This window comes from Pseudomonas sp. MONT-RG-20F-20-E-7-02 (assembly GCF_022662395.1).
Taxonomy (GTDB): Bacteria; Pseudomonadota; Gammaproteobacteria; order Pseudomonadales; family Pseudomonadaceae; genus Aquipseudomonas.
Map to the genome: position 1 here is coordinate 531,881 of NZ_JAKNQN010000004.1, position 24,678 is coordinate 556,558.

Consider the following 24,678-nt stretch of genomic DNA (forward strand, 5'->3'; position numbering starts at 1 on the left):
AGCGTCACTGGATGCTTTCCCACGCAGAGCGTGGGAACGATCAACATTACCGCTAAATGCTCAGTTCTACTTCACCCAACCGTCCGCCCAGCGGCCCGAAGCTGCGCTCCACCATCCGCCGCGTCCCATCCGCATTCACTATTAACGCCGTACTCGCCCGCGTCCCATAACTGGGGCTGGCGATAAACACGCTCGACAGCAGACTTTCGGTCGCCAAGCCCACGCCTGTGTCCGGCAAGTCGGCAAACGGCGCGGTCTGCGGGTCACTCAAAATATCCAGCAAGGCCTGTGGTTGTGGGTTCTCCAGTAACTCACTCAACGCCGCCTTGGCCTTGAGCAATTTGGGCCACGGCGTATCCAACCCAGCATTGGATAGCCCATAAACCCCAGCCTCCAGCCGCGTCGGCTCAGTCTGATTGGCGTTGTAATGCCACAGCTCATCACGCGTGCCCACCAGCAGGTTAAATCCGGCATATTCAATCGAACGGCCGTTAACGTCGGCTAAATAGTCGTCAATTGGCAGTGAACCATTGAGAAAACGCGCCACCAACTCCCCACGCGATTTGCGTGCCGGTGGTTGGTGTGGGTCGCGGATATTGGTCAGGGCCGCAAACCGCCCATCGGCGTTTACGCCAAGCCAGGTACCGCCTGCTTCCTGGTCGCGGCCGGCGTAGATGTGCGGCGCATCCGGCCATTGGGCCAGCGGCAGGCTGGGGCGGGCGTAGAATTCATCACGGTTGGCCGCGACGATCAGCGGTTGGGCATGGCCCGGCCGCCAGGCGAAAACAATCAGGCACATCAGGCGATCCCTTTTGTGTTTCCCCTCACTCTACTCACACAACGGCGGGCGTTCCATCGTATCGAAGTTGGGTCGCATGCCTTCCATCCGTTAACATGCCGGGCTATTGGGCGCGTCTGAACTTCTTAATTTGAAATTGCGGCTGTAACGCAGGCTTAATCCCACACCGGCATGGTCCGGTGCGCCATGACTATTGATTTAACGAGGAGTCGCAATGCTGCCTTACCCGCAGATCAACCCGGTGGCCGTGGCCATCGGTCCGCTGCAAATCCATTGGTACGGGTTGATGTACCTGATCGGCATCGGCGGTGCCTGGCTGCTGGCTTCCCGGCGCCTGAACCGTTTCGACCCGACCTGGACCAAGGAGAAGCTCTCCGACATGGTGTTCTGGATGTCGATGGGCGTCATTGTCGGCGGGCGTCTGGGGTATGTGCTGTTTTACGACCTGCCGGCCTATATCGCCAACCCGACGCTGATCTTTGAAGTGTGGAAGGGCGGCATGGCGTTCCATGGCGGCTTTGTCGGCGTGATGATCGCCGCGTGGTGGTTCGGCCGCCGCAACGGCAAGTCGTTCTTCCAGCTGATGGACTTCGTCGCACCGTTCGTGCCGATTGGCCTGGGCGCCGGGCGTATTGGTAACTTCATCAACGCCGAGTTGTGGGGCAAGCCAACCGACGTGCCGTGGGCCATGGTGTTCCCGCCGTTCAGCGACCCGGCGCAATTGCCGCGCCATCCATCGCAGCTCTACCAGTTCGCCCTGGAAGGTGTGGCGCTGTTCCTGATTCTGTACATCTTCTCGCGCAAGCCACGCCCAACCATGGCCGTGTCGGGGATGTTCGCGCTGTTCTACGGGATTTTCCGCTTTATCGTCGAGTTCGTCCGCGTGCCGGATGCACAGCTGGGCTACCTGGCGTGGGGCTGGTTGACCATGGGTCAGATCCTCAGCATGCCGATGATCCTGGCGGGCCTGGGCCTGCTGTGGTGGGCGTACAATCGCCCGCAAGGCATCAAGAACACCGCGCTTTAAATTCGAATGCCGGGGCTTTTGCGTAGCCCCGGCTTCAACGATACGGGTACTAAAATGAAGCAATATCTCGAACTACTGAACGACGTCGTGACCAATGGATTGACCAAGGGCGATCGCACCGGCACCGGCACCAAGGCCGTGTTTGCCCGTCAGTATCGGCATAACTTGGCCGACGGCTTCCCGCTGCTGACCACCAAGAAGCTTCATTTCAAAAGCATCGCCAACGAATTGATCTGGATGTTGAGCGGCAATACCAACATCAAGTGGCTGAACGAAAACGGCGTGAAAATCTGGGACGAATGGGCCACCGAAGACGGTGACCTGGGCCCGGTGTACGGCGAACAGTGGACCGCCTGGCCGACCAAGGACGGCGGCAAGATCAACCAGATCGACTACATGGTCGACACGTTGAAGAACAACCCCAACAGCCGTCGCATCCTGTTCCACGGCTGGAACGTCGAATACCTGCCGGACGAAACCAAGAGCCCGCAGGAAAACGCCCGCAACGGCAAGCAAGCCCTGCCGCCGTGCCACCTGCTGTACCAGGCGTTCGTGCATGACGGTCACCTGTCGATGCAGTTGTATATCCGCAGCTCCGATGTATTCCTCGGCCTGCCATACAACACCGCCGCGCTGGCGTTGCTGACCCACATGCTGGCCCAGCAGTGCGACCTGATCCCCCACGAGATCATCGTTACCACCGGCGACACCCACGCCTACAGCAACCACATGGAACAGATCCGCACCCAGCTGGCGCGTACGCCGAAGAAGCTGCCGGAACTGGTGATCAAGCGCAAACCGGCGTCGATCTACGACTACAAGTTCGAAGACTTCGAAATTGTCGGCTATGACGCTGATCCAAGTATCAAGGCTGACGTGGCGATCTAAAGCCAGCCTCGGTGAAAAATGTGGGAGCTGGCTTATGTGGGAGCTGGTAAGCCAGCTCCCACAGTGGTATTCGGTTACCAGGCGGAATTAATGCCCGTGGCTTCTGCCCACATGCGAAGGCTCCGCCTCACTGGCCGCCACACTCCCGCTGAGCTCCAGCCGCTGCAAAATCCCGCACTGATCCATCCCTGGCGCACCGCCGCAGCGTTGGCGCAGGTCGAGCAGTTGCTCCTGCAACGCCAACAACCCGTCGATCCGCGCTTTCACATGGTGGATATGCTCGTCGATCAACGCATTCACACTTTCGCACTGGTCCTGGGGGCTGTCGCGTAGCCCGAGCAGGCTGCGGATTTCTTCCAGCGTCATGTCGAGGCTGCGGCAGTTGCGGATAAAGATCAGCCGCTCGGTGTGCGCCTGGGTGTACACACGGTAGTTGGCGTCGGTGCGTGCCGGTGGCGGCAGCAGGCCTTCCTTCTCGTAATAACGGATGGTTTCGACCTGACAGTCGGTCAATTTGGCCAATTCGCCGATCTTCATCGCAGCAATCTCCAAATGGGTGCTTGACCCTATAGTGGCTACAGGGTCTTTACTTGGCAACAGGCACCTTTACGGACGCGACAGAATGAGCGATTCCATCCACACCCCAAAAAAGCATGATCACAAGCATGATCATGACCACGACCATAGCCACGACCACGGCGCCAAACTGACGCCGGTCAAGCAGCACGACCATGGCAGTCATGGCGACTCCTGCTGTTCCAGCAAGGTTGCGCCTGCCGTGGTCACGCTGAGCGAAGCGCCGACCGCCGGCTCGCGTCTCAGCACCTTTCGCATCGAAGCCATGGACTGCCCCACCGAGCAGACGCTGATCCAGAACAAACTGGGCAAGCTCGCCGGTGTGCAGCAGCTGGAATTCAACCTGATCAACCGCATCCTCGGCGTCACCCATGACTTGCCGAGTACCGCGCCGATCATCGAGGCGATCAAATCCATCGGCATGCAGGCCGACCCCATCGAAGAAGGCAGCCCAGCCGCTGCGCCGCCCGCCAAGAAACACTGGTGGCCGTTGGCGCTGTCCGGCGTTGGCGCTTTAGGCGCTGAAGTCCTGCATTTCACCGGCGTAGCACCGACCTGGGTCATTGCGCTGGTAGCGCTGGTGTCGATCCTCAGCGGTGGCCTCACCACCTATAAAAAGGGCTGGATCGCCCTGAAAAACCTCAACCTGAACATCAACGCGCTGATGAGCATCGCGGTGACCGGTGCTGTGCTGATTGGCCAGTGGCCGGAAGCGGCGATGGTGATGTTCCTGTTCACCGTGGCCGAGTTGATCGAAGCCAAGTCCCTGGACCGTGCACGTAACGCCATCAGCGGCTTGATGCAGATGACCCCGGAACAAGCCACGGTGCAGCAAGCCGACGGCAGCTGGGTCGAAAAAGAAGTTAAAAGCATTGAGCTGGGCGATATCGTGCGGGTTAAGCCCGGCGAGCGCATCGGCCTGGACGGTGAAGTTACTGCTGGCCAATCCACCATCGACCAAGCGCCAATCACCGGTGAAAGCCTGCCGATTGAAAAGGGTGTGGGCGATAAAGTCTTCGCCGGCACCATCAACCAGGCCGGTTCCCTGGAATACACAGTCACCGCCGCGGCGAACAACTCGACCCTGGCGCGCATCATTCACGCCGTCGAACAGGCCCAAGGCGCACGCGCACCGACCCAGCGCTTTGTCGACAGCTTCTCAAAAATCTACACCCCGGCCGTGTTCCTGTTTGCACTCGGCGTGGCGTTGATTCCGCCGCTGTTCATGGCCGGCGCCTGGTTCGACTGGATCTACCGCGCGCTGGTGCTGCTGGTGGTCGCATGCCCGTGTGCCTTGGTGATCTCCACTCCGGTGACCATCGTCAGCGGCCTGGCCGCAGCGGCGCGCAAAGGCATCCTGATCAAGGGCGGCGTGTACCTGGAGGGCGGCTATAAACTCGATTACCTGGCCCTCGACAAGACCGGCACCATCACCCACGGCAAACCGGTGCAAACCGATTACCTGGCGCTGTTCCCGACCGTTCAAGACAGCGCGCCGGCCCTGGCCGCCAGCCTGGCAGGGCGGTCCGACCACCCGGTGTCGCTGGCCATTGCCAATGCGGCTGTGGATAAAAACCTGCCAAGCCACGTTGTGGATAACTTTGAAGCCCTGGCCGGTCGTGGCGTGCGTGGTGATATCAACGGCGAAACCTACCACCTGGGCAACCACCGCTTGGTGGAAGACCTCGGCCTGTGCTCGCCCGAGCTGGAAGAAAAACTCTTCGCCCTGGAGAAACAAGGCAAGTCCGTGGTGTTGCTGCTCGATAAATCCGGCCCGCTGGCGCTGTTCGCCGTGGCCGACACGGTCAAAGACAGCAGCCGCGAAGCCATCCAGCAACTGCACGAGCTGGGCATCAAAACCCTGATGCTCACCGGCGACAATACCCACACCGCCCAGGCGATTGCGGCCCAGGTCGGCATCGACCAGGCCCAGGGCGACTTGTTGCCCACCGACAAACTGCAAGCCATCGAAACCCTCTACGGCCAAGGCTACCGCGTGGGCATGGTCGGCGACGGCATCAACGACGCGCCGGCCCTGGCCCGTGCAGAGATTGGTTTTGCCATGGCCGCTGCCGGCACCGACACCGCCATTGAGACCGCCGATGTGGCGCTGATGGACGATGACTTGCGCAAGATTCCGGCATTCATTCGTCTGTCGCGGCAAACGTCGAGTATCCTCAAGCAGAACATCGCCCTGGCGCTGGTGATCAAGGCGATCTTCCTCGCGGTCACTTTCCTGGGCATGGCGACCATGTGGATGGCGGTGTTCGCTGACATGGGCGTGAGCCTGCTGGTGGTATTCAATGGCCTGCGCCTGTTGCGCAAATAGATGATGAGAGGGTGGTGTGCTGAGTGCCGAGCTGAAGGCGTTTTTTATGGTCGCCCGCCTGGGCAGCATTACCCAGGCGGCGAAAAAGCTCGGCCTGAGCCAGCCCACGGTCACCACCCAGATTCGCAACCTGGAAAGCCAGTACGGCGTTGAGTTGTTCTACCGTGGCGGGCGCCGCCTCACCGTCAGCGACGACGGCGCGCGCCTGCTGCCGATGGTCAAGGCGCTGTTGCAACAGGAAGCCGATATCGAGTTTTTCCTGCGCAACAACGGCCAGGTCCAAGGTGCTTTGAGGATTGCCGCAACGGCGCCTTATTACATCCTCGACCTGGTCAAAGCCTTCCGCGAACGTCTGCCTCAAGTGGACGTGTCGGTGGAAATCGGCAACTCCCAGCAGGTGCTCGAAGCGCTGGACGACTACCGCGTCGATGTTGCTGCGTCCTCGCAACTGCTCGAAGACCCGCGCCTGATTCGCCGCGTACTCGGCACCGATCCGCTGGTGCTGGCAGTGCACCGTAATCACCCGTTGGCCAAGCTCGATCACGTGCCGCTCAATGCGTTGGCCGGGCACACGTTGTTGATGCGTGAAGTGGGTTCCACCACCCGGCGGCTGACCGAAGAAATGCTGCAGGGCGCGGGTGTGAGTTATGGGCCGCTGCTGGAGATCGGCAGCCGTGAGTCGATTCGCGAAGCGGTGCTGCGCAACATCGGCATCAGCATCATTGCCCGCCAGGAAGTGCCCCATGACCCGCAGTTGCGGGTGCTGACCATCGAGAATGCGCCGCAGATTGCGGAGTATTTGTACTGCCTCAAGGAGAGAAAAGGCGCTCGGTTGCCGGCCGCTTTTCTCGGGCTAGCGCAGGAAATGTCACCCCTCTGAGGCTGATCGTTCCCACGCTCCGCGTGGGAATGCCGCCCTGGACGCTCCGCGTCCCGTAACGCGGAGCGTTACAAGATGCATTCCCACGCAGAGCGTGGGAATGATCGGTTACACCAAAATCCACCAATACCACTATCACTGCCTTTTGCCTTCCTGCCACATCCGGGAAGCATTGCCCCTCTAGCATGGCCTTCATCAGTTTGATGAGGTGCCTCCATGAACACAGCCCTGACCAACCCCGGCGCGCCGATGACGGTGCGCGGTATCCAGAAACGCTTCGGCGCCTTTACCGCGCTGGACAATGTGTCCCTGGACGTCGCCGCTGGCGAACTGGTGTGCCTGCTGGGCCCGTCCGGATGCGGCAAAACCACCTTGCTGCGCTGTATCGCCGGCCTGGAACGCCAGGACAGCGGTGAGCTGCGCCTCGGTAATCGCGACGTTTCCCTACTGCCGCCCCAAGCGCGGGACTACGGCATTCTGTTCCAGTCCTACGCGCTGTTTCCCAACCTGACCGTTGAAGCCAACATCGGCTACGGCCTCACCGGCAGTGGCCGCGATGAAGTGCGCAAGCGTGTTGGCCAGATGCTCGAACTGGTCGGCCTGGTTGGCAGCGAAAAGAAATTCCCCGGCCAGCTCTCCGGCGGCCAACAACAACGTGTCGCCCTGGCTCGCGCCCTGGCACCGGCGCCTTCGCTGTTACTCCTCGACGAACCCATGTCGGCCCTCGACGCCCGCGTCCGCGAGCACCTTTGCACCGAGCTGCGCCAGCTGCAACGGCGCCTGGGCATCACCACGTTGATGGTCACCCACAACCAGGACGAGGCCATGTTGATGGCCGACCGTATTGCCGTGATGAACAACGGCAAGGTCGAGCAATACGCCACGCCCCAGGAAATCTACGACCGCCCGGCCACGCCGTTTGTGGCGGAGTTTGTCGGCCAGGGCAATTGGCTGCCGTTCAGCCGCAACAGCGCCAGCCACGCCCAGGTCGGCGGCATGAACATGCGCTTGGCCGACGATGCCGGCGTGGCCAAATCCGGGCGCCTGTTCTGCCGCCCGGAAGCCATCAGCGTCAACCCGCCGGTGCATGAAGAAAACCTGTTCCCGGCCAAAGTCCGCGAAATTACGTTCCTCGGCAACCGCTGCCGCATGAGCTTTGAACTGGAGCAACTGCCCGGCCACCCGCTGCTGGCCGAATTAGCCCCTGAAGCCATGCCGCGCCTGGGTGCCCAGGACATCTGGGTGGCCTTGCCGCCGCGCAGCCTGCAGGTGTTTGCCTGAGATGGCGGCTGTGATGACATTGCCGCGCCAAGTCTCCCGCGCCGAGCACGGCGACCGCCTTTTTGTGCTCGGCGGCAAACTGCTGTGGCTGGTGCTGTTGAGCATTGCCGTATTGCTGCCGTTACTGGCGATCTTCTGGCGTGGTTTCAGCAGCGAGGCCGGGCAGGGCGGTGGGCTGGTCGCGGCGCGAGAACTGCTGACCAGTGCCAACTTCCACTGGCTGCTGGGCAATAGCCTGAAAGTTTCCCTCAGCGTGGCGGCCATCGTCGTACCGCTGGCCTACCTGTTTGCCTACGCCCTGCAACGCACGCTGATTCCCGGCAAGGCGATCTGGCGCGGCCTGTCACTGTTGCCATTGATGGCGCCGTCGATGCTGCCGGGCATTGCACTGGTGTACCTGTTTGGCAACCAGGGCATGCTGCGCGGGCTGCTCTCGGACAATATTTACGGCTTCTGGGGCATTGTGCTGGGCGAGGTGATCTACACCTTCCCACACGCGTTGATGATTCTGCTGTCGGCGCTGTCGCTGGCGGATGCGCGACTGTTCGATGCGGCATCGAGCATGGGCGCCAGCCCTGCGCGAGCGTTTCGCAGCATCACCTGGCCCGCCACGCGCCAAGCCGTGTTCGCGGCGTTTTGCCTGGTGTTCACCTTGACCATCACCGACTTCGGCGTGCCCGTGGTGGTGGGTGGCGATTACCAAGTGCTGGCGCTGGAAGCCTACAAGGCGGTGGTCGGCCAGCAACAGTTCGGTCGCGGCGCGTTGATCGGCATGGTCCTGCTGCTGCCGGCGCTGTTCAGCTTTGGCGTCGATGCGTGGTTGCGTCGCCGTCACGGTGATTCCATGAGTGGCCGCGCCCAGGTATTTCAACCGGCACCGTCGCGACTGCGTGATGGCTGCTACCTGGCCATCGTGCTGCTGATTTGCGCAGTGTTGCTGCTGGTGTTCGGCATGGCGGTGTACTCGTCGCTGGTGAAGTTCTGGCCGTACAACCTGTCGCTGTCGCTCAACCACTATCAATTCGAAGACACGGCGGGCGGCGGCTGGCTGGCCTATCGCAACAGCCTGACCATGGCGCTGTGCACGGCACTGATCGGCAGCGTGCTGATCTTCACCGGCGCCTACCTGATGGAAAAAACCAAGACCCAGAAGGGCCTGAACCTGGCGCTGCGCATGCTCAGCTTTGTGCCGATGGCCGTGCCGGGCCTGGTGTTGGGCCTGGGCTACGTGTTCTTTTTCAACCTCAACGGCAACCCGCTGCATGTGTTCTACGGAACCATGACGTTGCTGGTGGTGTGCACCATTGCGCACTATTTGACCACTGCACAGATGAGCGCGACCACGGCGCTGCGCCAACTGGACAGTGAATTCGAGGCCGCCGCGCTGTCCCTGAAGGCGCCGCTGTATCGCCATTACTTGCGCGTGACAGTGCCGATCTGCCTGCCCGCGCTGCTGGACATCGTGCGCTACCTGTTTGTGTCGGCGATGACCACCGTGTCCGCCGCGATCTTCCTCTACAGCCCCGACACCATCCTCGCCGCCGTCGCCGTGTTGAACATGGACGACGCCGGCAATGTGGGCGGCGCTGCAGCCATGTCTACCTTGATCCTGTTCACCTCAGCCGGCGTCTCGCTGCTGCTGGCGTGGGCCTCACGTGGCGCGCTGCGCCGCTCCCAAGCCTGGCGCCAGACCGCGCCCGGCCAATAATCGTCCTTGTAGGAGGTGTTCCATGTTCAAGCCCCTGGCGCTGGTCGCTGCGGTACTCACTGCATTCAGCCTGAATGCCTTCGCCAAGACCGAGCTGACCGTGTACACGGCCCTCGAAGCCGAGCAGTTGAAGACTTATAAACAGGCTTTCGAGAAAGCCAACCCCGATGTGGAGATCAAATGGGTTCGCGACTCCACCGGCATCATCACCGCGAAGCTGCTGGCCGAGAAAGATCGCCCGCAAGCTGACGTCGTGTGGGGCCTGGCCGCCTCGAGCCTGGCGATTCTCGATCAGCAAGGCATGCTGGAAAACTACGCGCCGAAGGACCTGGACAAGATCGGCAAAAACTACCGCGACGTCGCCAACCCACCGGCGTGGGTCGGCATGGACGTGTGGGCGGCGACCATCTGCTTCAACACCGTCGAAGCCGAGAAACAAGGCCTGACCAAGCCGGTGAGCTGGCAGGACCTGACCAAGCCTGAGTACAAAGGCAAAATCGTGATGCCCAACCCGGCGTCGTCCGGCACCGGTTTCCTGGATGTCAGTGCCTGGTTGCAAACTTTCGGCGAGAAGCAGGGCTGGCAGTACATGGACGACTTGCACCAGAACATCGGCCAGTACGTTCACTCCGGCTCCAAGCCGTGCAAGCTGGCGGCTTCGGGTGAATTCCCGATTGGCATTTCGTTTGAATACCCGGCGGTTCAGCTGAAACGCCAGGGCGCGCCGCTGGACATCATCCTGCCCAAAGAAGGCCTGGGCTGGGACATCGAAGCGACAGCGGTGATCAAGGGCACTGCCCACGCCGACGCGGCTAAAAAGCTCGCTGATTTCTCCGCCAGCGCTGCGGCGATGGACCTCTACAAAGACAACTTTGCCGTGCTCGCCCAGCCGGGTATCGCCAAGCCGCAGACTGAATTGCCAGCCGACTACGAGCAGCGCCTGATCAAGAATGACTTCGCCTGGGCCTCGAAAAACCGCGACAGCATCCTGACCGAGTGGCGCAAGCGCTATGACGGTAAGTCGGAAAAACAGTGATTGATCGTTCCCGCGCTCCGCGTGGGAATGCCGCCCTGGACGCTCCGCGTCCGCTCTTGAACGTCGTGATGCAGAGCGTCACCGGATGCATTCCCACGCGGAGCGTGGGAACGAGAGGAACGCATGAGTAGTGATCTGTTAGTCATCGGCGCCGGCATCCTCGGCCTGTCCCACGCCTACGCCGCCGCCAAACGCGGCCTCAAGGTCAAAGTCTTCGAGCGCAGCGCCACGCCGCTGGGCGCCTCGGTGCGCAACTTTGGCCAGGCACTGGTCACCGGCCAACCACCAGGGCCGATGCTCGACCTGGCCCGGGAAAGCCGTGATATCTGGCGGGACTGGGCGCAAGTGGCCGGCTTGCAGCTCAAGCGCAATGGCTCGTACCTGTTTGCGCGTACTGAGGCGGAAGAACATTTGTTGGAAGCTTTTTGCGCCGATCGCGCCCAGGCGCACGGCTATAACGTCGAGCTGCTGCAAGGCGCGGCGCTGCGGGATTTGTATGGCGGCCAGTTCCGTCATCACCGCGCGGCGCTGCACGGCAAGGATGATCAACAGTTGTATTCGCGCGAAGCGATCCCGGCGCTGATCAACTACCTTCGCCGTGAATTGAAGGTGGAGTTTCACTTCTCCACGTTGGTACGCGACGTCGAACCGGGCCAACTGCACAGCACGGCAGGCAGCTTTCGCGGCGAGCAGATCATTGTGTGCTCCGGCCATGATTACCAAACCCTGCTGGCCGAATCGATTGCCGCACTCAACCCGAGTATCTGCCGCCTGCAAATGCTGCGCGCGCGGCCCGCGATCAATCTGAACCTGCAACACGCCTTGCTCACGGGCTTGAGTTGCGTGCATTACGGCGCCTTTGCCGACCTGCCGGAAGCTGCGCCGGTGCAGGCGCAGATCCTGCGTGAAGCGCCGCACTTGCATGAACACGGCATTCACCTGCTGATCAGCCCGACGCCCCATGGCGAACTGATCATCGGCGACTCCCACGACTACGGCAGCGATGCCTCGCCGTTCAACGCCGAGCAGATTGATGACTGGTTGATCGAACTGGCCGAGCAAACCCTGGGCTGCAAGATCCAGGTGGTGGAGCGCTGGCAAGGTGTGTACGGCTCACGCGGGCCGGCACCGTTTTCATTCCTGCGCGCGGCGCCGGGCGTGAGCGCAGCATTGATGCACAGTGGTGTAGGCATGAGTGTGGGGCCGGCACTGGCCGAGCGAAATATCAGCGCATTGTGGGGAGCGCAAACATGAGCCCGGAACAGGCAATAGCCGAAATCTTCGGTTTGTATGAGCAGCACGGCACGGCGGATTACATCGGCGAGCCGGTGTCGCAGATCGAACACATGTCCCAGGCGGCGCAGCTGGCGATGGCTGAAGGCTTTGATGATGAAGTGGTGCTGGCGGCGTTTTTCCACGACATCGGCCACCTCTGCGGTCACGGCGGGGAGAACATGGGCGGTTATGGCGTGGTCAGCCACGAACGGTTGGGCGCGGATTACTTGCGCCGCGCAGGCTTCAGCGAGCGCATGGCCAAGCTGGTGGAGTATCACGTGCAAGCCAAGCGTTACCTGACCTTCAGCCAGCCGGAGTATTACGCCCGGTTGAGTGAAGCCAGCCGTCGCACGCTGGGGTATCAAGGCGGCGTTATGAGCGCTGAAGAGGCCCAGGCTTTTGAGCAAGACCCGCTCTGCCAGGTCAGCCTGCGCATGCGTCACTGGGATGAACAGGCCAAGGAAATGCACGTGCCGTTGCTGGACTTGCAACTGCTCAGGGCCAAGGCTTCGCGGCTACTGGCAGCGTAGACAAGCCTTACGCAACACGCAGACACAGCGCCTAGAGCCTGGGTTGGCAGATCACTAAGGTGCTTGCTTCTTAACTCTAAGGAGCAACACTGATGCGTTACTTGAAAGCCACCGCCCACGGCAAGGGCTGCCACGGCCCTGCTGATACGGTTACTTTGCAGTTTTACCAGCATCATGCTGACTGCCCGGATGAAATGATCCACGAGTTCATCGGTGTGGATACGACGGGCCAGGGGGAGGTAGATTTTTTGCGGCTGGCAGATCCGAAACCCGATGCCCACCCTGAAGCGTTGGACGTGGATAAACGTCAGCTTGAGGCCTTCGCCAACAGCTTCTTCAAGCTCAACTGGTTTAACTCAAAGGGCCATTCGCAGCGCGCACTGACCCTCTATGTCGATCATTTCAGCAAAACCCAACGGCCGAACGCGGTAAAGCTCGACTTTTATGAAAGCATTGCGCCAAGAGGCAGAGCGTCGCTGATCTACAAAGCCGCTGCCTATGACGGCGATGGCGATGGGGTGTTGGAGTCGTTTACCAGCAGTGATGTCGACCGCAACGGGGTGGCTGACCAAGCCGATAAGGAATTGATCCGCTCGCTCTGCACCGCGTTCCTGGCCTTGGCGTGGTATGAGGTTTAACGGCGTTACGCGTCGTCCAGGCGGGTTGCCAGTGCCTCGACCTGTTCCTGGCGCTCAGCCTGGCTCAATTTGGCGTGCGGGTTGAGCGACGACCATTGTGGGTGAGCACGGGCTTTGTGCAACGCATCCGGCAGTTTCCCTTCGCGCCAGGTCTTGTCCTGGGGCGTATCGAGCTTGATGCTGTGCATCGCCGCGTGGCCGCGCAGGTTCAGGGCCTTGAGCAACTGGCGTTGGCGCAAGGCGAGCAGGCGTAGCACGCTGTCGTCGACGGTCAGCTCGCGTTGGCCCTTGATCTTGCCCAGCAGGCGGCTGCCGTAGCTGCGCGCGGTTTGCAGCGCGCCACCGGCAATCGCGCCGGCAATCGCAGCGGCGCCGAGGGTCAGGCCGCCGACCAGCAGGTCCACACCGGCACCGGCGGCCGCGCCTGCGGCAATCCCACCGCCGACGCGCACGCCGAGTTGCTTGAGGGTTTCAGGGTTGAACAGGTCATCGCCCCAGCGCCCGTCCAGCAAGGGTAAATCGCTGGCGGCGGCGTCCTGTGGGCGGAAGCCGAACAGTTTGAGTAGGGCTTCCACACACTTTTGTTCGCGCTGGCGCACGGCTTTGCGCAAGTCGCTGATAGCTTGCTGCTCCTGTTCAGTGACCACACTGCGCCGGCACGCGGCGCAGTCGATCAGCAACTCGGCGATCAGCTGCGCGGCGCTTTGCTGGCGTGCGACGCGCTGGGCCTGCTGGTCGAGCATCAAGCGCTCCAACTGCGGCCGCGCGTTTTCCAGCAGCAGGGCCAGGCTTTCATATAAGCGCCGCTCGCCGTCTTCCGGTGGCGCCACGCTGTCGAAACGCACCAGCGCATGCAGGCCCAGGCGGGCCAGGGCTTCGCGCCAGTCCGGCTCGCGGTGGTCACTGCTGCTGACAAAATTGAGTACCGGCAGTAACGGTTTGCCGCAACTGGCCAGCACTTGCAGCTCGTCGCGGTACTTGGCCAAAACCGGCTCGCGGGCGTCGATCACATACAGGCCGGCGTCCGAGGCCAGCAACTGGCGCAGCACTTTGGCTTCCTGCTCGAAACGCTGGCGTGCTTCGCTGCCGTCCAGAAAGCGCGCCAGACGTGCCGGGCCGTCGAGGCGTTCGCCGGGACGGTCCAGGCGTTCCAGGTAATCAAGCAGGGCGATGGCGTCTTCGAGGCCGGGCGTGTCGTACAGTTCGAGCAAGGCTTCGCCGTCGACTGACAAGCGCGCGCCTTCGACATGCCGCGTGGTGCTGGGGCGATGGGAGACTTCGCCAAAGCCGACATCTCGGGTCAGCGTGCGCAGCAGCGAGGTCTTGCCGACGTTGGTGTGGCCGACCACGGCGAGTTTCAGCGGCTTAGTCATGACCCGTCTCCAGCCACGTCAGCGGCGCGCAGTCGGCGAAGGGCACCTCAAGCTGTTGCAGCGCCGCATGCCAATCGCCCAAGCGTTCAGCGTCCAGCGCCTGGCCGGGCGGGGCTTGCAGCAGCCACACGCGGGTGGCGGTGGCGCTGCGGGCCAGCTCGGCGATCAACGCCAGGCTGCCACGGTCGGGCGAGCGGCGGGGGTCGCAGGCAATGGCCAGGCGCGCGGGCGGAAAACGCGTGAGTTGTTCCAGCAGCTTGTTGCGCGATTCGCGGCTGTCGAGGACGCCGGCGTTTTTAACGCTGGCCGGCAGTGTGGGCGGCCAGGCGTGTTGGTCATCCAGTTCGATGGCCACCAGCAGGGCGCCGTCGCTTTCCAATTCGCTGACGCCGCCGGTCACGGAGTGCAACTGTTCGGGGGCGGCGTCGTTGACGCCAAGGCGTTCGCTGCTCGGCATCAAACGCTCGCGCAGTTGACTGTAGCCGGGCAAGTTCAGGTCCAGACGCAGCGCCGCGCGCCCACGTTTCCAGCGCCACAGGCACAGCAGCGCGAGGATCAGCCGCGGCAGCAGGCCATAGACCAGCAGCACGCCTACCAGCCAGGCGGCCCAGGCTTGGCGGGCGCTTTCGATATTCAGCGCCGAGTCGCCGCTGGCGCGGATCATTTCGACCGTCGGCACGTTGAAGCCCAGCAGCGCAGGCAGGCTGCCGAGGGCTTGGGTCACGGCAACAAAGGTGTCGGCGCCGAGGATTGTGGTTTCCCACACAAAGCCGTAGCGCCGCGTGGCCAGCAGTGTCAGCAAAATCGCCATGGCGCTGAGCAACGCCAGCAACCACAGGCTGTTGACCAGCACACCGACGGCCCAGCGATTGAGTTTCTGGCGTTGCAGCAATAGCAATAACGCAGGGGCCAGCTGTGCGGCCTTGGCGTCACGCGCGAGTTTTTCGCTGAGCCACAGCCACAGGCGGCCGAGGCTGGTGCTGTGCTCGCCGGCAAACAGCAAGCCCAAGGCCCAGCTCAACAGCAGAATGAGGTTCAAGCCGAGCAGGCTGCCCAAGGCCCAGAACACATTAACCGGCGTCAAACCGTTGCCCAGTGCGGCAAAGGCCAGGCCGGCGCCGCTGATCACTGCGAAGATGGCCAGCAGTACCAACGCCAAACGCGCACCTTGCAGCCAGCGGGTGAGGGCGGCGGTCAAGCCATCGCGTTCGGCCAACTGCAGGGCGCGCTGTTGGATGCGCGTCGGCAAGTCGCCACCGGCGGAGCGGGCCAGGCGGTTGGCTTCCAGGTCTTCCAGGGGACCGGCGTGTTCTTCACGCAGGCGCACGGTTTCCGTCAGCCAGAGTTTGTGCAGCGGGGTCAGTGCAGTCACGCGTCGTCCTGTTGAGCCAGTGAGCTTGGAGCATAACCGCAGACTCGCGGCTCTGGTATTCTCGTCGACATGAAAAAAACTCTCCCTTTAAGCCTGATCGCAGCCCTCGGTGAAAACCGTGTGATCGGCGTCGACAACAGCATGCCCTGGCATTTGCCGGGGGATTTCAAATATTTCAAAGCCACCACGCTCGGCAAGCCGATCATCATGGGGCGCAAAACCTGGGATTCCCTGGGCCGACCGTTGCCGGGGCGCTTGAACATTGTGGTCAGCCGTCAGACCGATTTGGCGCTTGAAGGTGCGGAAGTTTTTCCGTCACTGGACGCAGCAGTCGAACGCGCAGAGGCGTGGGCGCTGGAGCAGGGCGTGGATGAGCTGATGCTGATCGGCGGTGCGCAGTTGTATGCGCAGGGGCTGGAGCAGGCGGACCGCCTGTATTTGACGCGGGTTGCGTTGAGCCCGGAAGGGGATGCGTGGTTTCCCGAGTTTGATTTGAACCAGTGGACGCTGGTGTCGAATGTCGAGAATGCGGCTGAGGGTGATAAGCCGGCGTACAACTTTGAGGTTTGGGAAAAAGCCTAAGAGCATCAAGATCGTTCCCACGCTCCGCGTGGGAATGCCTCCTGTGACGCTCCGCGTCACGGCCTTCAGGAACGGACGCAGAGCGTCCTGGGCTGCATACCCACGCGGAGCGTGGGAACGATCCAGGGCTTTAGACCTGCGCTAACTCAGCATGCTCATCGGCATCCAACAACGCCTTATCCGTCTGCCCCATGACCTGGCTGGTAATCGCGCCCGCCGTCATCGAACCGTTCACGTTCAGTGCCGTACGGCCCATGTCGATCAGCGGCTCAACGGAAATCAGCAGCGCCACCAGTGACACCGGCAAGCCCATCGCCGGCAGCACGATCAGCGCGGCAAAGGTCGCACCGCCGCCCACACCGGCCACACCGGCTGAACTCAAGGTCACAATTGCCACCAGGGTCGCGATCCACAGCGGGTCCAGCGGGTTGATGCCCACGGTCGGTGCAACCATCACCGCCAGCATGGCCGGGTAGAGACCGGCGCAACCGTTCTGGCCAATCGTCGCGCCAAACGAGGCGGCGAAACCGGCGATGGATTGCGGGATGCCCAGGCGGCGGGTCTGCGCTTCGATGCTCAACGGGATGGCCGCTGCGCTGGAGCGGCTGGTGAAGGCAAAGGTCAGCACCGGCCAGACCTTGCGGAAGAAACGCAGCGGGTTGACCCCGGCCAGCGACAGCAGCAGGCCGTGCACCACAAACATCAAACCCAGCGCCAGGTACGACACCACCACAAAACTGCCGAGCTTGATGATGTCTTGCAGGTTGGAACCGGCGACCACTTTGGTCATCAGCGCCAGCACGCCGTAGGGCGTCAGCTTCATCACCAGGCGCACCAGGCGCATCACCCAGGCTTGCAGGGTGTCGATGGCGTTGAGCACTTTCTGGCCTTTTTCCACGTCATCCTTGAGCAGTTGCAGCGCGGCAACCCCCAGGAATGCGGCGAAAATCACCACGCTGATAATCGACGTCGGCTTGGCGCGGGCCAGGTCGGCGAAGGGGTTCGCCGGCACGAACGACAGCAGCAACTGCGGGATATTCAGGTCGGCGACCTTGCCCGCGTAATCACTCTGGATCACCTGCAGGCGCGCCATTTCCTGGGTGCCGGCCACCAGACCTTCGGCGGTGAGGCCGAACAGGTTGGTCAGGCCGATACCGATCAGCGCCGCAATGGCGGTGGTGAACAGCAGCGTGCCGATGGTCAGGAAGCTGATCTTGCCCAGGGACGAGGCGTTATGCAGGCGCGCCACGGCACTGAGGATCGAGGCGAACACCAGCGGGATCACGATCATTTGCAGCAGTTGCACATAACCGTTGCCGACCAGATCAAACCAGCTGATCGAGGCTTTGAGCACCGGGTTTCCGTCGCCATAAATAGTGTGCAACGCCGCACCGAACAGCACGCCGAGCACCAGCGCGAACAGCACCTTTTTGGCTAGGCTCCAGTTTGTTCGGCGGGTTTGTGCCAGGCCTAAAAGCAGGGCAACGAACACCAGTAAGTTGAGAATCAGGGGCAGATTCATTGAAGCTCCGTTGAGAAGGCAGCCAATCGCGTGAGCCTGCGATTGCGAACCGGAAATGCTAACAGCTTGAAATATATTGATTTAATACCGATATGGAATGGTGACTGTCGTTTTTGGAATAAGCGTTTGACGCTCAGGCACATGCCTTTGGCGCAATCACGACGCAAGCGGTCGCGCTCGGGCGATAACTGTCACACAGATTTGTTAGCGTCGATGTCTTTCACTCAGGGAGAAAACGCTTATGAAGCTCGCGCCAACACTACTTGCCGCTGCCTTCTGCTTCGGCCTCGCCAGCCAGGCATTCGCCGCCACCGAGTTGAAACACTGGCCGGCGCCTGCCGCCGAGCAACTGAACAAGATGATCGCCGCGAATGCCAACAAAGGTAACTTCGCGGTGTTCGACATGGACAACACCAGCTACCGCTACGACCTCGAAGAGTCCTTGCTGCCGTACCTGGAGAACAAGGGCCTGATCACCCGCGACACGATGGACCCGTCCCTGAAACTGATCCCGTTCAAGGACACCGCCGACCACAAGGAAAGCCTGTTCAGCTATTACTACCGCCTCTGCGAAGTCGACGACATGGTCTGCTACCCGTGGGTCGCGCAGATTTTTTCCGGTTTCACGCTCAAGGAACTCAAGGGCTACGTCGACGAGATGATGGCGTCGGGCAAGCCGGTGCCGGTCACCTATTACGACGGTGACGTGGTGAAGAACATGGAGGTGCAGCCGCCGAAAGTCTTCACCGGCCAGGCTGAGCTGTTCAACAAGCTGATGGAAAACGGCATCGAGGTGTATGTGATGACCGCCGCGTCCGAGGAGCTGGTGCGCATGGTCGCTGCCGATCCGAAGTACGGCTACAACGTCAAACCCGAAAACGTCATCGGTGTGAGCACGCTGCTCAAGGACCGCAAGACCGGCGAACTGACCACTGCGCGCAAACAGATCACCGCCGGTAAATATGACGAGAAGGCCAACCTCGGCCTGGAGCTGACTCCTTACCTGTGGACCCCGGCAACCTGGATGGCCGGCAAACACGCGGCGATCCTGACCTACATCGACGAGTGGAAAAAACCGGTGATCGTTGGTGGTGATACACCGACCAGCGACGGCTACATGCTGTTCCACGATGTGGACGTGGCCAAGGGCGGCATCCACCTGTGGATCAACCGCAAGGACAAGTACATGACCCAACTCAACGGCATGATGGCCAAGCACGCTGCCGCACAAGCCAAAGAAGGGTTACCGGTGACGGCGGACAAGAACTGGGTAATCGTGAAGCCTGAGGAGATTCAGTAACACCGTACTGATCATTCCCACGCTCTGCGTGGGAATGCAGCCCTGGACGCTCTGCGTCCGCCCTTGACTGCGTGACGCGGAGCGTCACCGGAGGCATTTCCACGCGGAGCGTGGGAACGATCGGTTGGAGCGTTAGCCAGGCAAAAAAATGCCCCGCACATGGCGGGGCATTTTTATGGGCGGGGTTTACAGGCCGTCGAGCATCGCCTTGTTACGCACCGCGCCCTTGTCGGCACTGGTAGCCAGCAACGCGTAAGCCTTCAACGCGGTGGTGACTTTGCGCGGGCGCTTCTCGACCGGCTTCCAGCCTTTCTTGTCCTGCTCGACCCGGCGCGCGGCCAGTTCTTCATCGCTGATCAACAGGTTGATCGAGCGGTTCGGAATGTCGATCAGCACTTTATCGCCATCCTGCACCAGGCCAATCGCGCCACCGGCAGCAGCTTCTGGCGAAGCGTGGCCGATGGACAGGCCCGAAGTACCGCCGGAGAAACGGCCGTCGGTCAGCAAGGCGCAGGCTTTGCCCAGGCCTTTGGATTTCAGGTACGACGTCGGATAGAGCATCTCTTGCATGCCCGGGCCGCCTTTCGGGCCTTCGTAACGGATGATGACGATGTCACCTTCTTTCACTTCGTCAGCAAGGATGCCGCGCACGGCGCTGTCCTGGCTTTCGAAGATCTTGGCGTTGCCTTCGAACACATGGATCGACTCATCCACACCGGCGGTTTTCACCACGCAGCCATCCAGCGCGATGTTGCCGTACAGCACGGCCAGGCCGCCTTCTTGCGAGTAGGCGTGCTCGACACTGCGGATGCAGCCGTTTTCACGGTCGTCGTCCAGGGTGTCCCAACGAGTCGACTGGCTGAACGCGGTTTGCGTCGGGATGCCGGCCGGGCCGGCCTTGAAGAAGGTATGCACGGCTTCGTCGTCAGTCTGGGTGATGTCCCACTTGGCGATGCCTTCGGCGATGGATTTGCTGTGCACGGTCGGCAGGTCGGTGTGCAGCAGGCCGCCACGGGCCAGCGAACCGAGGATCGAGAAGATCCCGCCGGCGCGGTGCACGTCTTCCATGTGGTACTTCTGGATGTTCGGCGCGACCTTGCACAGCTGCGGCACGTGACGGGACAGGCGGTCGATGTCGCGCAGGTCGAAATCGATCTCGGCTTCCTGCGCGGCGGCCAGCAAGTGCAGGATGGTGTTGGTGGAACCGCCCATGGCGATGTCCAGGGTCATCGCGTTTTCGAACGCCTTGAAGTTGGCGATGTTGCGTGGCAACACCGACTCATCGTTCTCGGTGTAGTAACGCTTGCACAGCTCGACGATGGTGCGGCCGGCCTGCAGGAACAGCTGCTCGCGGTCGCTGTGGGTGGCCAGCGTCGAACCGTTGCCCGGCAAGGCCAGGCCCAGGGCTTCCACCAGGCAGTTCATCGAGTTGGCGGTGAACATGCCGGAGCACGAACCGCAGGTCGGGCAGGCGCTGCGCTCGTATTCCGCGACCTTCTCGTCAGAAGCGCTGGAATCGGCGGCGATCACCATGGCGTCTACCAGGTCGAGGCCGTGGGAAGCGAGCTTGGTCTTGCCGGCTTCCATCGGGCCGCCGGAGACGAAGATCACCGGGATGTTCAGGCGCAGGGCGGCCATCAGCATGCCGGGGGTGATCTTGTCGCAGTTGGAAATACACACGATGGCGTCGGCGCAGTGGGCGTTGACCATGTATTCCACGGAGTCGGCGATGATCTCGCGGCTCGGCAGGGAATACAGCATGCCGTCATGGCCCATGGCGATGCCGTCATCCACGGCGATGGTGTTGAATTCCTTGGCCACGCCACCGGCGCGTTCGATCTCACGGGCGACCAGTTGGCCCAGGTCCTTGAGGTGGACGTGGCCGGGTACGAACTGGGTGAACGAGTTGGCAATCGCGATGATCGGCTTCTTGAAGTCGTCATCTTTCATCCCCGTGGCACGCCACAGTGCGCGCGCGCCGGCCATGTTGCGGCCGTGGGTGGATGTTTTCGAGCGGTAATCTGGCATGGAGCACTCCGGGCGGCTAATCAGGTACTTCTAATCAGGTACTAATGGGGAGTGAGCTTCTATTGACGTCTGGAACACTCAGAAAATGGCCGCGTGTCCAAAAGTTGCCACTCGCGTCGCGGGATCGCCGCTTGCTTGGGCCTCGAGCTCATAAACCCGCCGGGGGATGACTGGCGATGAATAGGGTCGATTCTACACCGCTGGCAGCGGGAGGGAACCGGGGATGTGAAGGCGTATTACCCAAGGGCACGGGCTTTGTTTAGACTTGCGGCCCTTTGCCTTCACCCCACTCCAAAGGAATTGGAATGCCTGGCCTTAATCGTTTTCTTGGGTTTTACCTGCTGATCGGCCTGCTTCAGGGCGTGGTGTTTAATTACGCCGACCGGTTCTTCAATTCGAACCAGGCGCTGTTTACCGGCTTTATGGCCGTGGCCTTGGTGGGCGGGACCACGTTGCAACTGCTGGGGGACAAAACCCGGCAATGGCGCGCTTTGCTGCCTACGCTGGCGTTCATTTTGCTGATGAGCGGCATGACGGCGTGGGTCTTTTATCGAGCCGAACTCCTCCTGATTAGCCGACGGGAGGTGGACGCCTGGTGCCTCAGCCTGGTGCTGCTGAGCTACATCGGCGCCAGCTTTCTGTGCGCCTGGCCCGCCGCGAAGGGGCAGCGCTGGCGGTATGAGAACCTGTTTCAGCAAGCCTGGAACAGTGTGTTCATCGTGCTGTACGCCCTGATGCTCGTCGGTCTTTTCCTGTTGTTGCTCAAGCTCTGGAGCCGTCTGTTCCTGATGCTGGGCATCGAATTCTTTGAGCTCCACTTCTGGAGCCAGACGTTCATGTGTTTCAGCGTGCCGCTGGTGTTCGCGCTGGGTATGTACATGGCGGGGCGCAGTGAAAAGGTTATCGGGCAGATGCGTGGCATGCTGTTTGGCGCCTGTGGGCTGTTGTTGCCGTTGATCGCACTGATCAGTGTGCTGTTTACCCTGACGTTGCCCTTCACCGGCCTCGACCGGATTTGGGCGACGGGCTACTCCACGCCGATTTTACTTGTATTGGCCGGCGCCCAGCTGTTCTTGCTCAATGGCGTCTTTCAAGAGGGCGGGCAACCTCGGCCATACCCCAAGTGGCTGGTGCGCTTTGTTGAATTCAGCGTGGTGTGCCTGCCGATTCTCGCGGCGCTGGCGTTCTACTCCAGTTGGCTGCGCGTCGAGCAATACGCCTTGTCGCCGCAACGTTTCATCGCGCTGGCGCTGGCTCTGCTGTGCAGTTTGTATGGCCTGGCGGCGATGTGGGCGGTGGCCTTGCGTTCGCCGGCCTGGCTAAGCAACCTGCGCGTGACCAACCCGGTACTGGCGTTGCTGTTTTGCGTATTGTTGGTGTTGGTGAATACGCCGGTACTCAACCCGATACGGCTCAGCGCCGACGATCAGGTGCGGCGTTTGCTCGATGGGCGCACTAACCCTGAAGCATTTGATGCCCATTACCTGCGCTTCGGCTTGGGGAAGGCCGGCGAGCAGGCTTATGCCCAGTTGCAGATGGACGTGGATCAGGAGCGCATTCTGAACCCGGAATCGCGCCGCGCCCTGCGCGCGAGAATGGACGACACGTCGCTGAGTTTTGACGAGCAGTTGGCCAAGGAGCGGGCTCTGGCGCCCAAGCCCGAGCTGGAATGGATCGGCCCCAAACCCAAAGGCAGCGAGCAGTTTGTGGATATGAGTGAGATCGCAGACTCACCTTGCGAGTCGGGCTGTGTGTTGTGGGCGGTCGACCTCGACGGGGACGGCCAAAGCGAGGTGCTGGTGGTGCCCCTGACGAGTTTTCGCAACGAGTACAAGGTCCCGCGCATTTATGCCCTGGATGAAAAAGGCCAATGGGACGATCGCGGCCCGCTGCTATGGACACAACTGCCCAGCGGTCACGTGGACACCGAGATGCTGATCCACGACATCCGCGAGGGCAACATATCGTTGGTCAAGCCGCGATACCGGCAGCTGCAGACCCGCGATATGTTGCTGACCCCCGTGATCCGGGAGCCTTAGCGGCGCCCGATCCTGCTGTTGGCGTTTTACGTCGCCCAGAAACCGATACTAGTCTGCGAAATGGGGAATTCAATCAAAGCCGTTGAGGGGCGTTGCCTGGCGCGCGGCCTGCTCCTGGCACAGCACAAAAAACTGTGGGAGCTGGCTTGCCTGCGATAGCGGTGCAACAGGTTAAACATCTGTACCTGATACACCGCTTTCGCGGGCAAGCCCGCTCCCACATTTTGATCTGCGCTTGCTACTTAGCTATTGGGCAACAACCGGCACGTAATGCTCTTGATATAGCGCGTCTCGGCAATCGCCGGGTGTACCGGGTGATCCGGGCCCTGGCCGCCGCGTTCGAGCATCTGGATATTGCGGTCCAGGTGGCGGGCGCTGGTCAGCAAGATGTTTTGCAGGTCGTCTTCCGGCAAGTGCATCGAGCACGAAGCGCTGACCAGGATGCCGTCCTTGCTGAGCAGGCGCATGGCTTGCTCGTTCAGGCGGCGGTAGGCGCCTTCGCCGTTTTTCATGTCTTTTTTGCGTTTGATGAAGGCCGGTGGGTCGGCGACGATCACGTCGAAACGTTCTTCGCTGGCTTTCAGTTCTTTGAGGGCTTCGAACACGTCGCCTTCGATGCAGGTCATCTTCTCGGCAACGCCGTTCAGCGCCGCGTTGCGCTCCACGCCGTCGAGGGCGAAGGCGGAGGCGTCGACGCAGAACACTTCACTGGCGCCAAAGGCGGCCGCTTGCACACCCCAGCCGCCGATATAGCTGTACAGGTCGAGCACGCGTTTGCCTTTGGCATACGGGGCCAGGCGGGCGCGGTTCATGCGGTGGTCGTAGAACCAGCCGGTCTTCTGGCCCTGGATCACCGGGGCTTCGAATTTCACGCCGTTTTCTTCCAGCGCGACCCATTCCGGCACCAGGCCGAATACGGTTTCGACGTAGCGGTTGAGGCCTTCGGCGTCACGTGCGGCGGAGTCGTTCTTGAACAGGATGCCGCTCGGCTTGAGCACTTGAGTCAGGGCGGCGATCACGTCTTCTTTGTGCGCTTCCATGGTCGCCGACGCGATCTGCACCACCAGGATGTCGCCGAAACGGTCGACTACCAGGCCCGGCAGCAGGTCGGAATCGCCATAGACCAAGCGGTAGAACGGCTTGTCGAACAGGCGATCACGCAGGGACAGCGCGACGTTGATGCGGTGCACCAGCAGCGACTTGTCCAGCGGCAACTTGATGTCGCGCGACAGCAGGCGTGCGCAGATCAGGTTGTTCGGGCTCATGGCCACGATGCCCAGGGTCTTGCCGCCGGCCGCTTCCAGGATAGCCTGGTCGCCTGCCTGGAAGCCGTGAAGTGGGGTGGCGGCCACGTCGATTTCGTTGCTGTAGACCCACAGGTGGCCGTTGCGCAAACGACGATCGGCGTTGGCTTTGAGACGCAGGCTTGGCAGGGACATGACGTCGCTCCGGAAAAAAGAGCGGGAGTATACCTGTTGCGCATCGGTTCATGTGG

20 protein-coding genes are annotated in these 24,678 nt (G+C 61.6%); 13 read left to right on the forward strand and 7 right to left on the reverse strand.

Annotation, left to right across the window (positions count from 1 at the left end; genetic code table 11):
• Positions 1-52: 52 nt before the first annotated feature.
• Positions 53-799 (reverse strand): NRDE family protein, encoded by a 747-nt coding sequence (locus L8I05_RS15395; protein WP_242169928.1) that lies wholly within the window; start codon positions 797-799, stop codon positions 53-55.
• A 214-nt stretch (positions 800-1,013) separates the two neighbouring features.
• On the opposite strand from L8I05_RS15395, the gene lgt reads away from it, so the two are divergent.
• A complete protein-coding gene (gene lgt / locus L8I05_RS15400) occupies positions 1,014-1,826 on the forward strand; it encodes a prolipoprotein diacylglyceryl transferase (RefSeq protein WP_159960723.1) in 813 nt (270 codons plus the stop codon).
• 54 nt (positions 1,827-1,880) lie between these two features.
• Positions 1,881-2,714: a thymidylate synthase gene (locus L8I05_RS15405; protein WP_106575719.1), complete on the forward strand. Its 834-nt coding sequence runs from the start codon at positions 1,881-1,883 to the stop codon at positions 2,712-2,714.
• An 87-nt stretch (positions 2,715-2,801) separates the two neighbouring features.
• Here the strand turns inward: L8I05_RS15405 and cadR are convergent, their stop codons facing one another.
• A complete protein-coding gene (gene cadR / locus L8I05_RS15410; protein ID WP_159960721.1) occupies positions 2,802-3,251 on the reverse strand; it encodes a Cd(II)/Pb(II)-responsive transcriptional regulator in 450 nt (149 codons plus the stop codon).
• A gap of 85 nt (positions 3,252-3,336) precedes the next feature.
• Between cadR and L8I05_RS15415 the strand changes: the two genes are divergently transcribed.
• The 8 genes from L8I05_RS15415 (at position 3,337) to L8I05_RS15450 (ending at position 12,967) form a co-directional block, all read left to right on the forward strand.
• Entirely contained in the window at positions 3,337-5,619 is a 2,283-nt protein-coding gene (locus L8I05_RS15415; protein ID WP_242169929.1) for a heavy metal translocating P-type ATPase, read from the forward strand.
• A 16-nt stretch (positions 5,620-5,635) separates the two neighbouring features.
• Positions 5,636-6,499: a LysR family transcriptional regulator gene (locus L8I05_RS15420; RefSeq protein WP_159960717.1), complete on the forward strand. Its 864-nt coding sequence runs from the start codon at positions 5,636-5,638 to the stop codon at positions 6,497-6,499.
• 216 nt (positions 6,500-6,715) lie between these two features.
• Positions 6,716-7,780 carry a putative 2-aminoethylphosphonate ABC transporter ATP-binding protein gene (locus tag L8I05_RS15425; protein ID WP_177017816.1) on the forward strand — a complete coding sequence of 355 codons (1,065 nt, stop codon included), beginning with the start codon at positions 6,716-6,718 and terminating at the stop codon, positions 7,778-7,780.
• 1 nt (position 7,781) lies between these two features.
• Entirely contained in the window at positions 7,782-9,488 is a 1,707-nt protein-coding gene (locus L8I05_RS15430; protein WP_242169931.1) for a putative 2-aminoethylphosphonate ABC transporter permease subunit, read from the forward strand.
• 22 nt (positions 9,489-9,510) lie between these two features.
• On the forward strand, positions 9,511-10,524 hold the full coding sequence (locus L8I05_RS15435; RefSeq protein ID WP_242169933.1) for a putative 2-aminoethylphosphonate ABC transporter substrate-binding protein: 1,014 nt from the start codon (positions 9,511-9,513) through the stop codon (positions 10,522-10,524).
• A 123-nt stretch (positions 10,525-10,647) separates the two neighbouring features.
• The gene (locus tag L8I05_RS15440; RefSeq protein WP_242169936.1) at positions 10,648-11,778 is read left to right on the forward strand and encodes a TIGR03364 family FAD-dependent oxidoreductase; all 1,131 of its coding nucleotides are present in this window, start codon (positions 10,648-10,650) and stop codon (positions 11,776-11,778) included.
• Positions 11,775-12,329, forward strand: a complete 555-nt coding sequence (locus L8I05_RS15445; RefSeq protein WP_242169939.1) for a phosphonate degradation HD-domain oxygenase — start codon at positions 11,775-11,777, stop codon at positions 12,327-12,329. Before L8I05_RS15440 ends, L8I05_RS15445 begins: the two co-directional genes overlap by 4 nt.
• 92 nt (positions 12,330-12,421) lie before the next feature.
• Positions 12,422-12,967 carry a hypothetical protein gene (locus L8I05_RS15450; RefSeq protein ID WP_242169942.1) on the forward strand — a complete coding sequence of 182 codons (546 nt, stop codon included), beginning with the start codon at positions 12,422-12,424 and terminating at the stop codon, positions 12,965-12,967.
• Between the two features lie 5 nt (positions 12,968-12,972).
• On the opposite strand, the gene L8I05_RS15455 is transcribed toward L8I05_RS15450, so the two are convergent.
• The gene (locus L8I05_RS15455) at positions 12,973-14,340 is read right to left on the reverse strand and encodes a DUF3482 domain-containing protein (protein WP_242169945.1); all 1,368 of its coding nucleotides are present in this window, start codon (positions 14,338-14,340) and stop codon (positions 12,973-12,975) included.
• Positions 14,333-15,712 (reverse strand): DUF2868 domain-containing protein, encoded by a 1,380-nt coding sequence (locus tag L8I05_RS15460; protein ID WP_242169947.1) that lies wholly within the window; start codon positions 15,710-15,712, stop codon positions 14,333-14,335. The genes L8I05_RS15455 and L8I05_RS15460 overlap by 8 nt, the downstream gene beginning before the upstream one ends.
• A 69-nt stretch (positions 15,713-15,781) precedes the next feature.
• Between L8I05_RS15460 and L8I05_RS15465 the strand changes: the two genes are divergently transcribed.
• Positions 15,782-16,294, forward strand: a complete 513-nt coding sequence (locus L8I05_RS15465; protein ID WP_242169950.1) for a dihydrofolate reductase — start codon at positions 15,782-15,784, stop codon at positions 16,292-16,294.
• 130 nt (positions 16,295-16,424) lie between these two features.
• On the opposite strand, the gene L8I05_RS15470 is transcribed toward L8I05_RS15465, so the two are convergent.
• Complete coding sequence (locus L8I05_RS15470; protein ID WP_159960702.1) at positions 16,425-17,816, reverse strand: L-cystine transporter; 1,392 nt, start codon at positions 17,814-17,816, stop codon at positions 16,425-16,427.
• 241 nt (positions 17,817-18,057) lie between these two features.
• On the opposite strand from L8I05_RS15470, the gene L8I05_RS15475 reads away from it, so the two are divergent.
• A complete protein-coding gene (locus L8I05_RS15475; protein ID WP_242169953.1) occupies positions 18,058-19,116 on the forward strand; it encodes a haloacid dehalogenase-like hydrolase in 1,059 nt (352 codons plus the stop codon).
• A 186-nt stretch (positions 19,117-19,302) separates the two neighbouring features.
• Here L8I05_RS15475 and ilvD read toward each other — a convergent pair whose 3' ends face one another.
• Positions 19,303-21,144 (reverse strand): dihydroxy-acid dehydratase, encoded by a 1,842-nt coding sequence (gene ilvD, locus L8I05_RS15480; RefSeq protein ID WP_159960700.1) that lies wholly within the window; start codon positions 21,142-21,144, stop codon positions 19,303-19,305.
• A 305-nt stretch (positions 21,145-21,449) separates the two neighbouring features.
• Here ilvD and L8I05_RS15485 point away from each other — a divergent pair, with 305 nt between their 5' ends.
• Complete coding sequence (locus L8I05_RS15485; protein ID WP_242169956.1) at positions 21,450-23,183, forward strand: DUF4153 domain-containing protein; 1,734 nt, start codon at positions 21,450-21,452, stop codon at positions 23,181-23,183.
• Between the two features lie 242 nt (positions 23,184-23,425).
• On the opposite strand, the gene L8I05_RS15490 is transcribed toward L8I05_RS15485, so the two are convergent.
• Positions 23,426-24,622, reverse strand: a complete 1,197-nt coding sequence (locus tag L8I05_RS15490) for a class I SAM-dependent rRNA methyltransferase (RefSeq protein ID WP_003213799.1) — start codon at positions 24,620-24,622, stop codon at positions 23,426-23,428.
• Positions 24,623-24,678: the final 56 nt, after the last annotated feature.

Bases quoted from the DNA above. Each gene is read 5' to 3' on its own strand.
- L8I05_RS15425 (WP_177017816.1), top strand. From the start codon at position 6,716: ATGAACACAGCCCTGACCAACCCCGGCGCGCCGATGACGGTGCGCGGT.
- L8I05_RS15435 (WP_242169933.1), top strand. From the start codon at position 9,511: ATGTTCAAGCCCCTGGCGCTGGTCGCTGCGGTACTCACTGCATTCAGC.
- ilvD (WP_159960700.1), bottom strand. From the start codon at position 21,144: ATGCCAGATTACCGCTCGAAAACATCCACCCACGGCCGCAACATGGCC.
- L8I05_RS15415 (WP_242169929.1), top strand. From the start codon at position 3,337: ATGAGCGATTCCATCCACACCCCAAAAAAGCATGATCACAAGCATGAT.
- L8I05_RS15455 (WP_242169945.1), bottom strand. From the start codon at position 14,340: ATGACTAAGCCGCTGAAACTCGCCGTGGTCGGCCACACCAACGTCGGC.
- cadR (WP_159960721.1), bottom strand. From the start codon at position 3,251: ATGAAGATCGGCGAATTGGCCAAATTGACCGACTGTCAGGTCGAAACC.
- L8I05_RS15470 (WP_159960702.1), bottom strand. From the start codon at position 17,816: ATGAATCTGCCCCTGATTCTCAACTTACTGGTGTTCGTTGCCCTGCTT.
- lgt (WP_159960723.1), top strand. From the start codon at position 1,014: ATGCTGCCTTACCCGCAGATCAACCCGGTGGCCGTGGCCATCGGTCCG.
- L8I05_RS15485 (WP_242169956.1), top strand. From the start codon at position 21,450: ATGCCTGGCCTTAATCGTTTTCTTGGGTTTTACCTGCTGATCGGCCTG.
- L8I05_RS15465 (WP_242169950.1), top strand. From the start codon at position 15,782: ATGAAAAAAACTCTCCCTTTAAGCCTGATCGCAGCCCTCGGTGAAAAC.
- L8I05_RS15450 (WP_242169942.1), top strand. From the start codon at position 12,422: ATGCGTTACTTGAAAGCCACCGCCCACGGCAAGGGCTGCCACGGCCCT.
- L8I05_RS15430 (WP_242169931.1), top strand. From the start codon at position 7,782: ATGGCGGCTGTGATGACATTGCCGCGCCAAGTCTCCCGCGCCGAGCAC.
- L8I05_RS15405 (WP_106575719.1), top strand. From the start codon at position 1,881: ATGAAGCAATATCTCGAACTACTGAACGACGTCGTGACCAATGGATTG.
- L8I05_RS15490 (WP_003213799.1), bottom strand. From the start codon at position 24,622: ATGTCCCTGCCAAGCCTGCGTCTCAAAGCCAACGCCGATCGTCGTTTG.
- L8I05_RS15475 (WP_242169953.1), top strand. From the start codon at position 18,058: ATGAAGCTCGCGCCAACACTACTTGCCGCTGCCTTCTGCTTCGGCCTC.
- L8I05_RS15395 (WP_242169928.1), bottom strand. From the start codon at position 799: ATGTGCCTGATTGTTTTCGCCTGGCGGCCGGGCCATGCCCAACCGCTG.
- L8I05_RS15440 (WP_242169936.1), top strand. From the start codon at position 10,648: ATGAGTAGTGATCTGTTAGTCATCGGCGCCGGCATCCTCGGCCTGTCC.
- L8I05_RS15445 (WP_242169939.1), top strand. From the start codon at position 11,775: ATGAGCCCGGAACAGGCAATAGCCGAAATCTTCGGTTTGTATGAGCAG.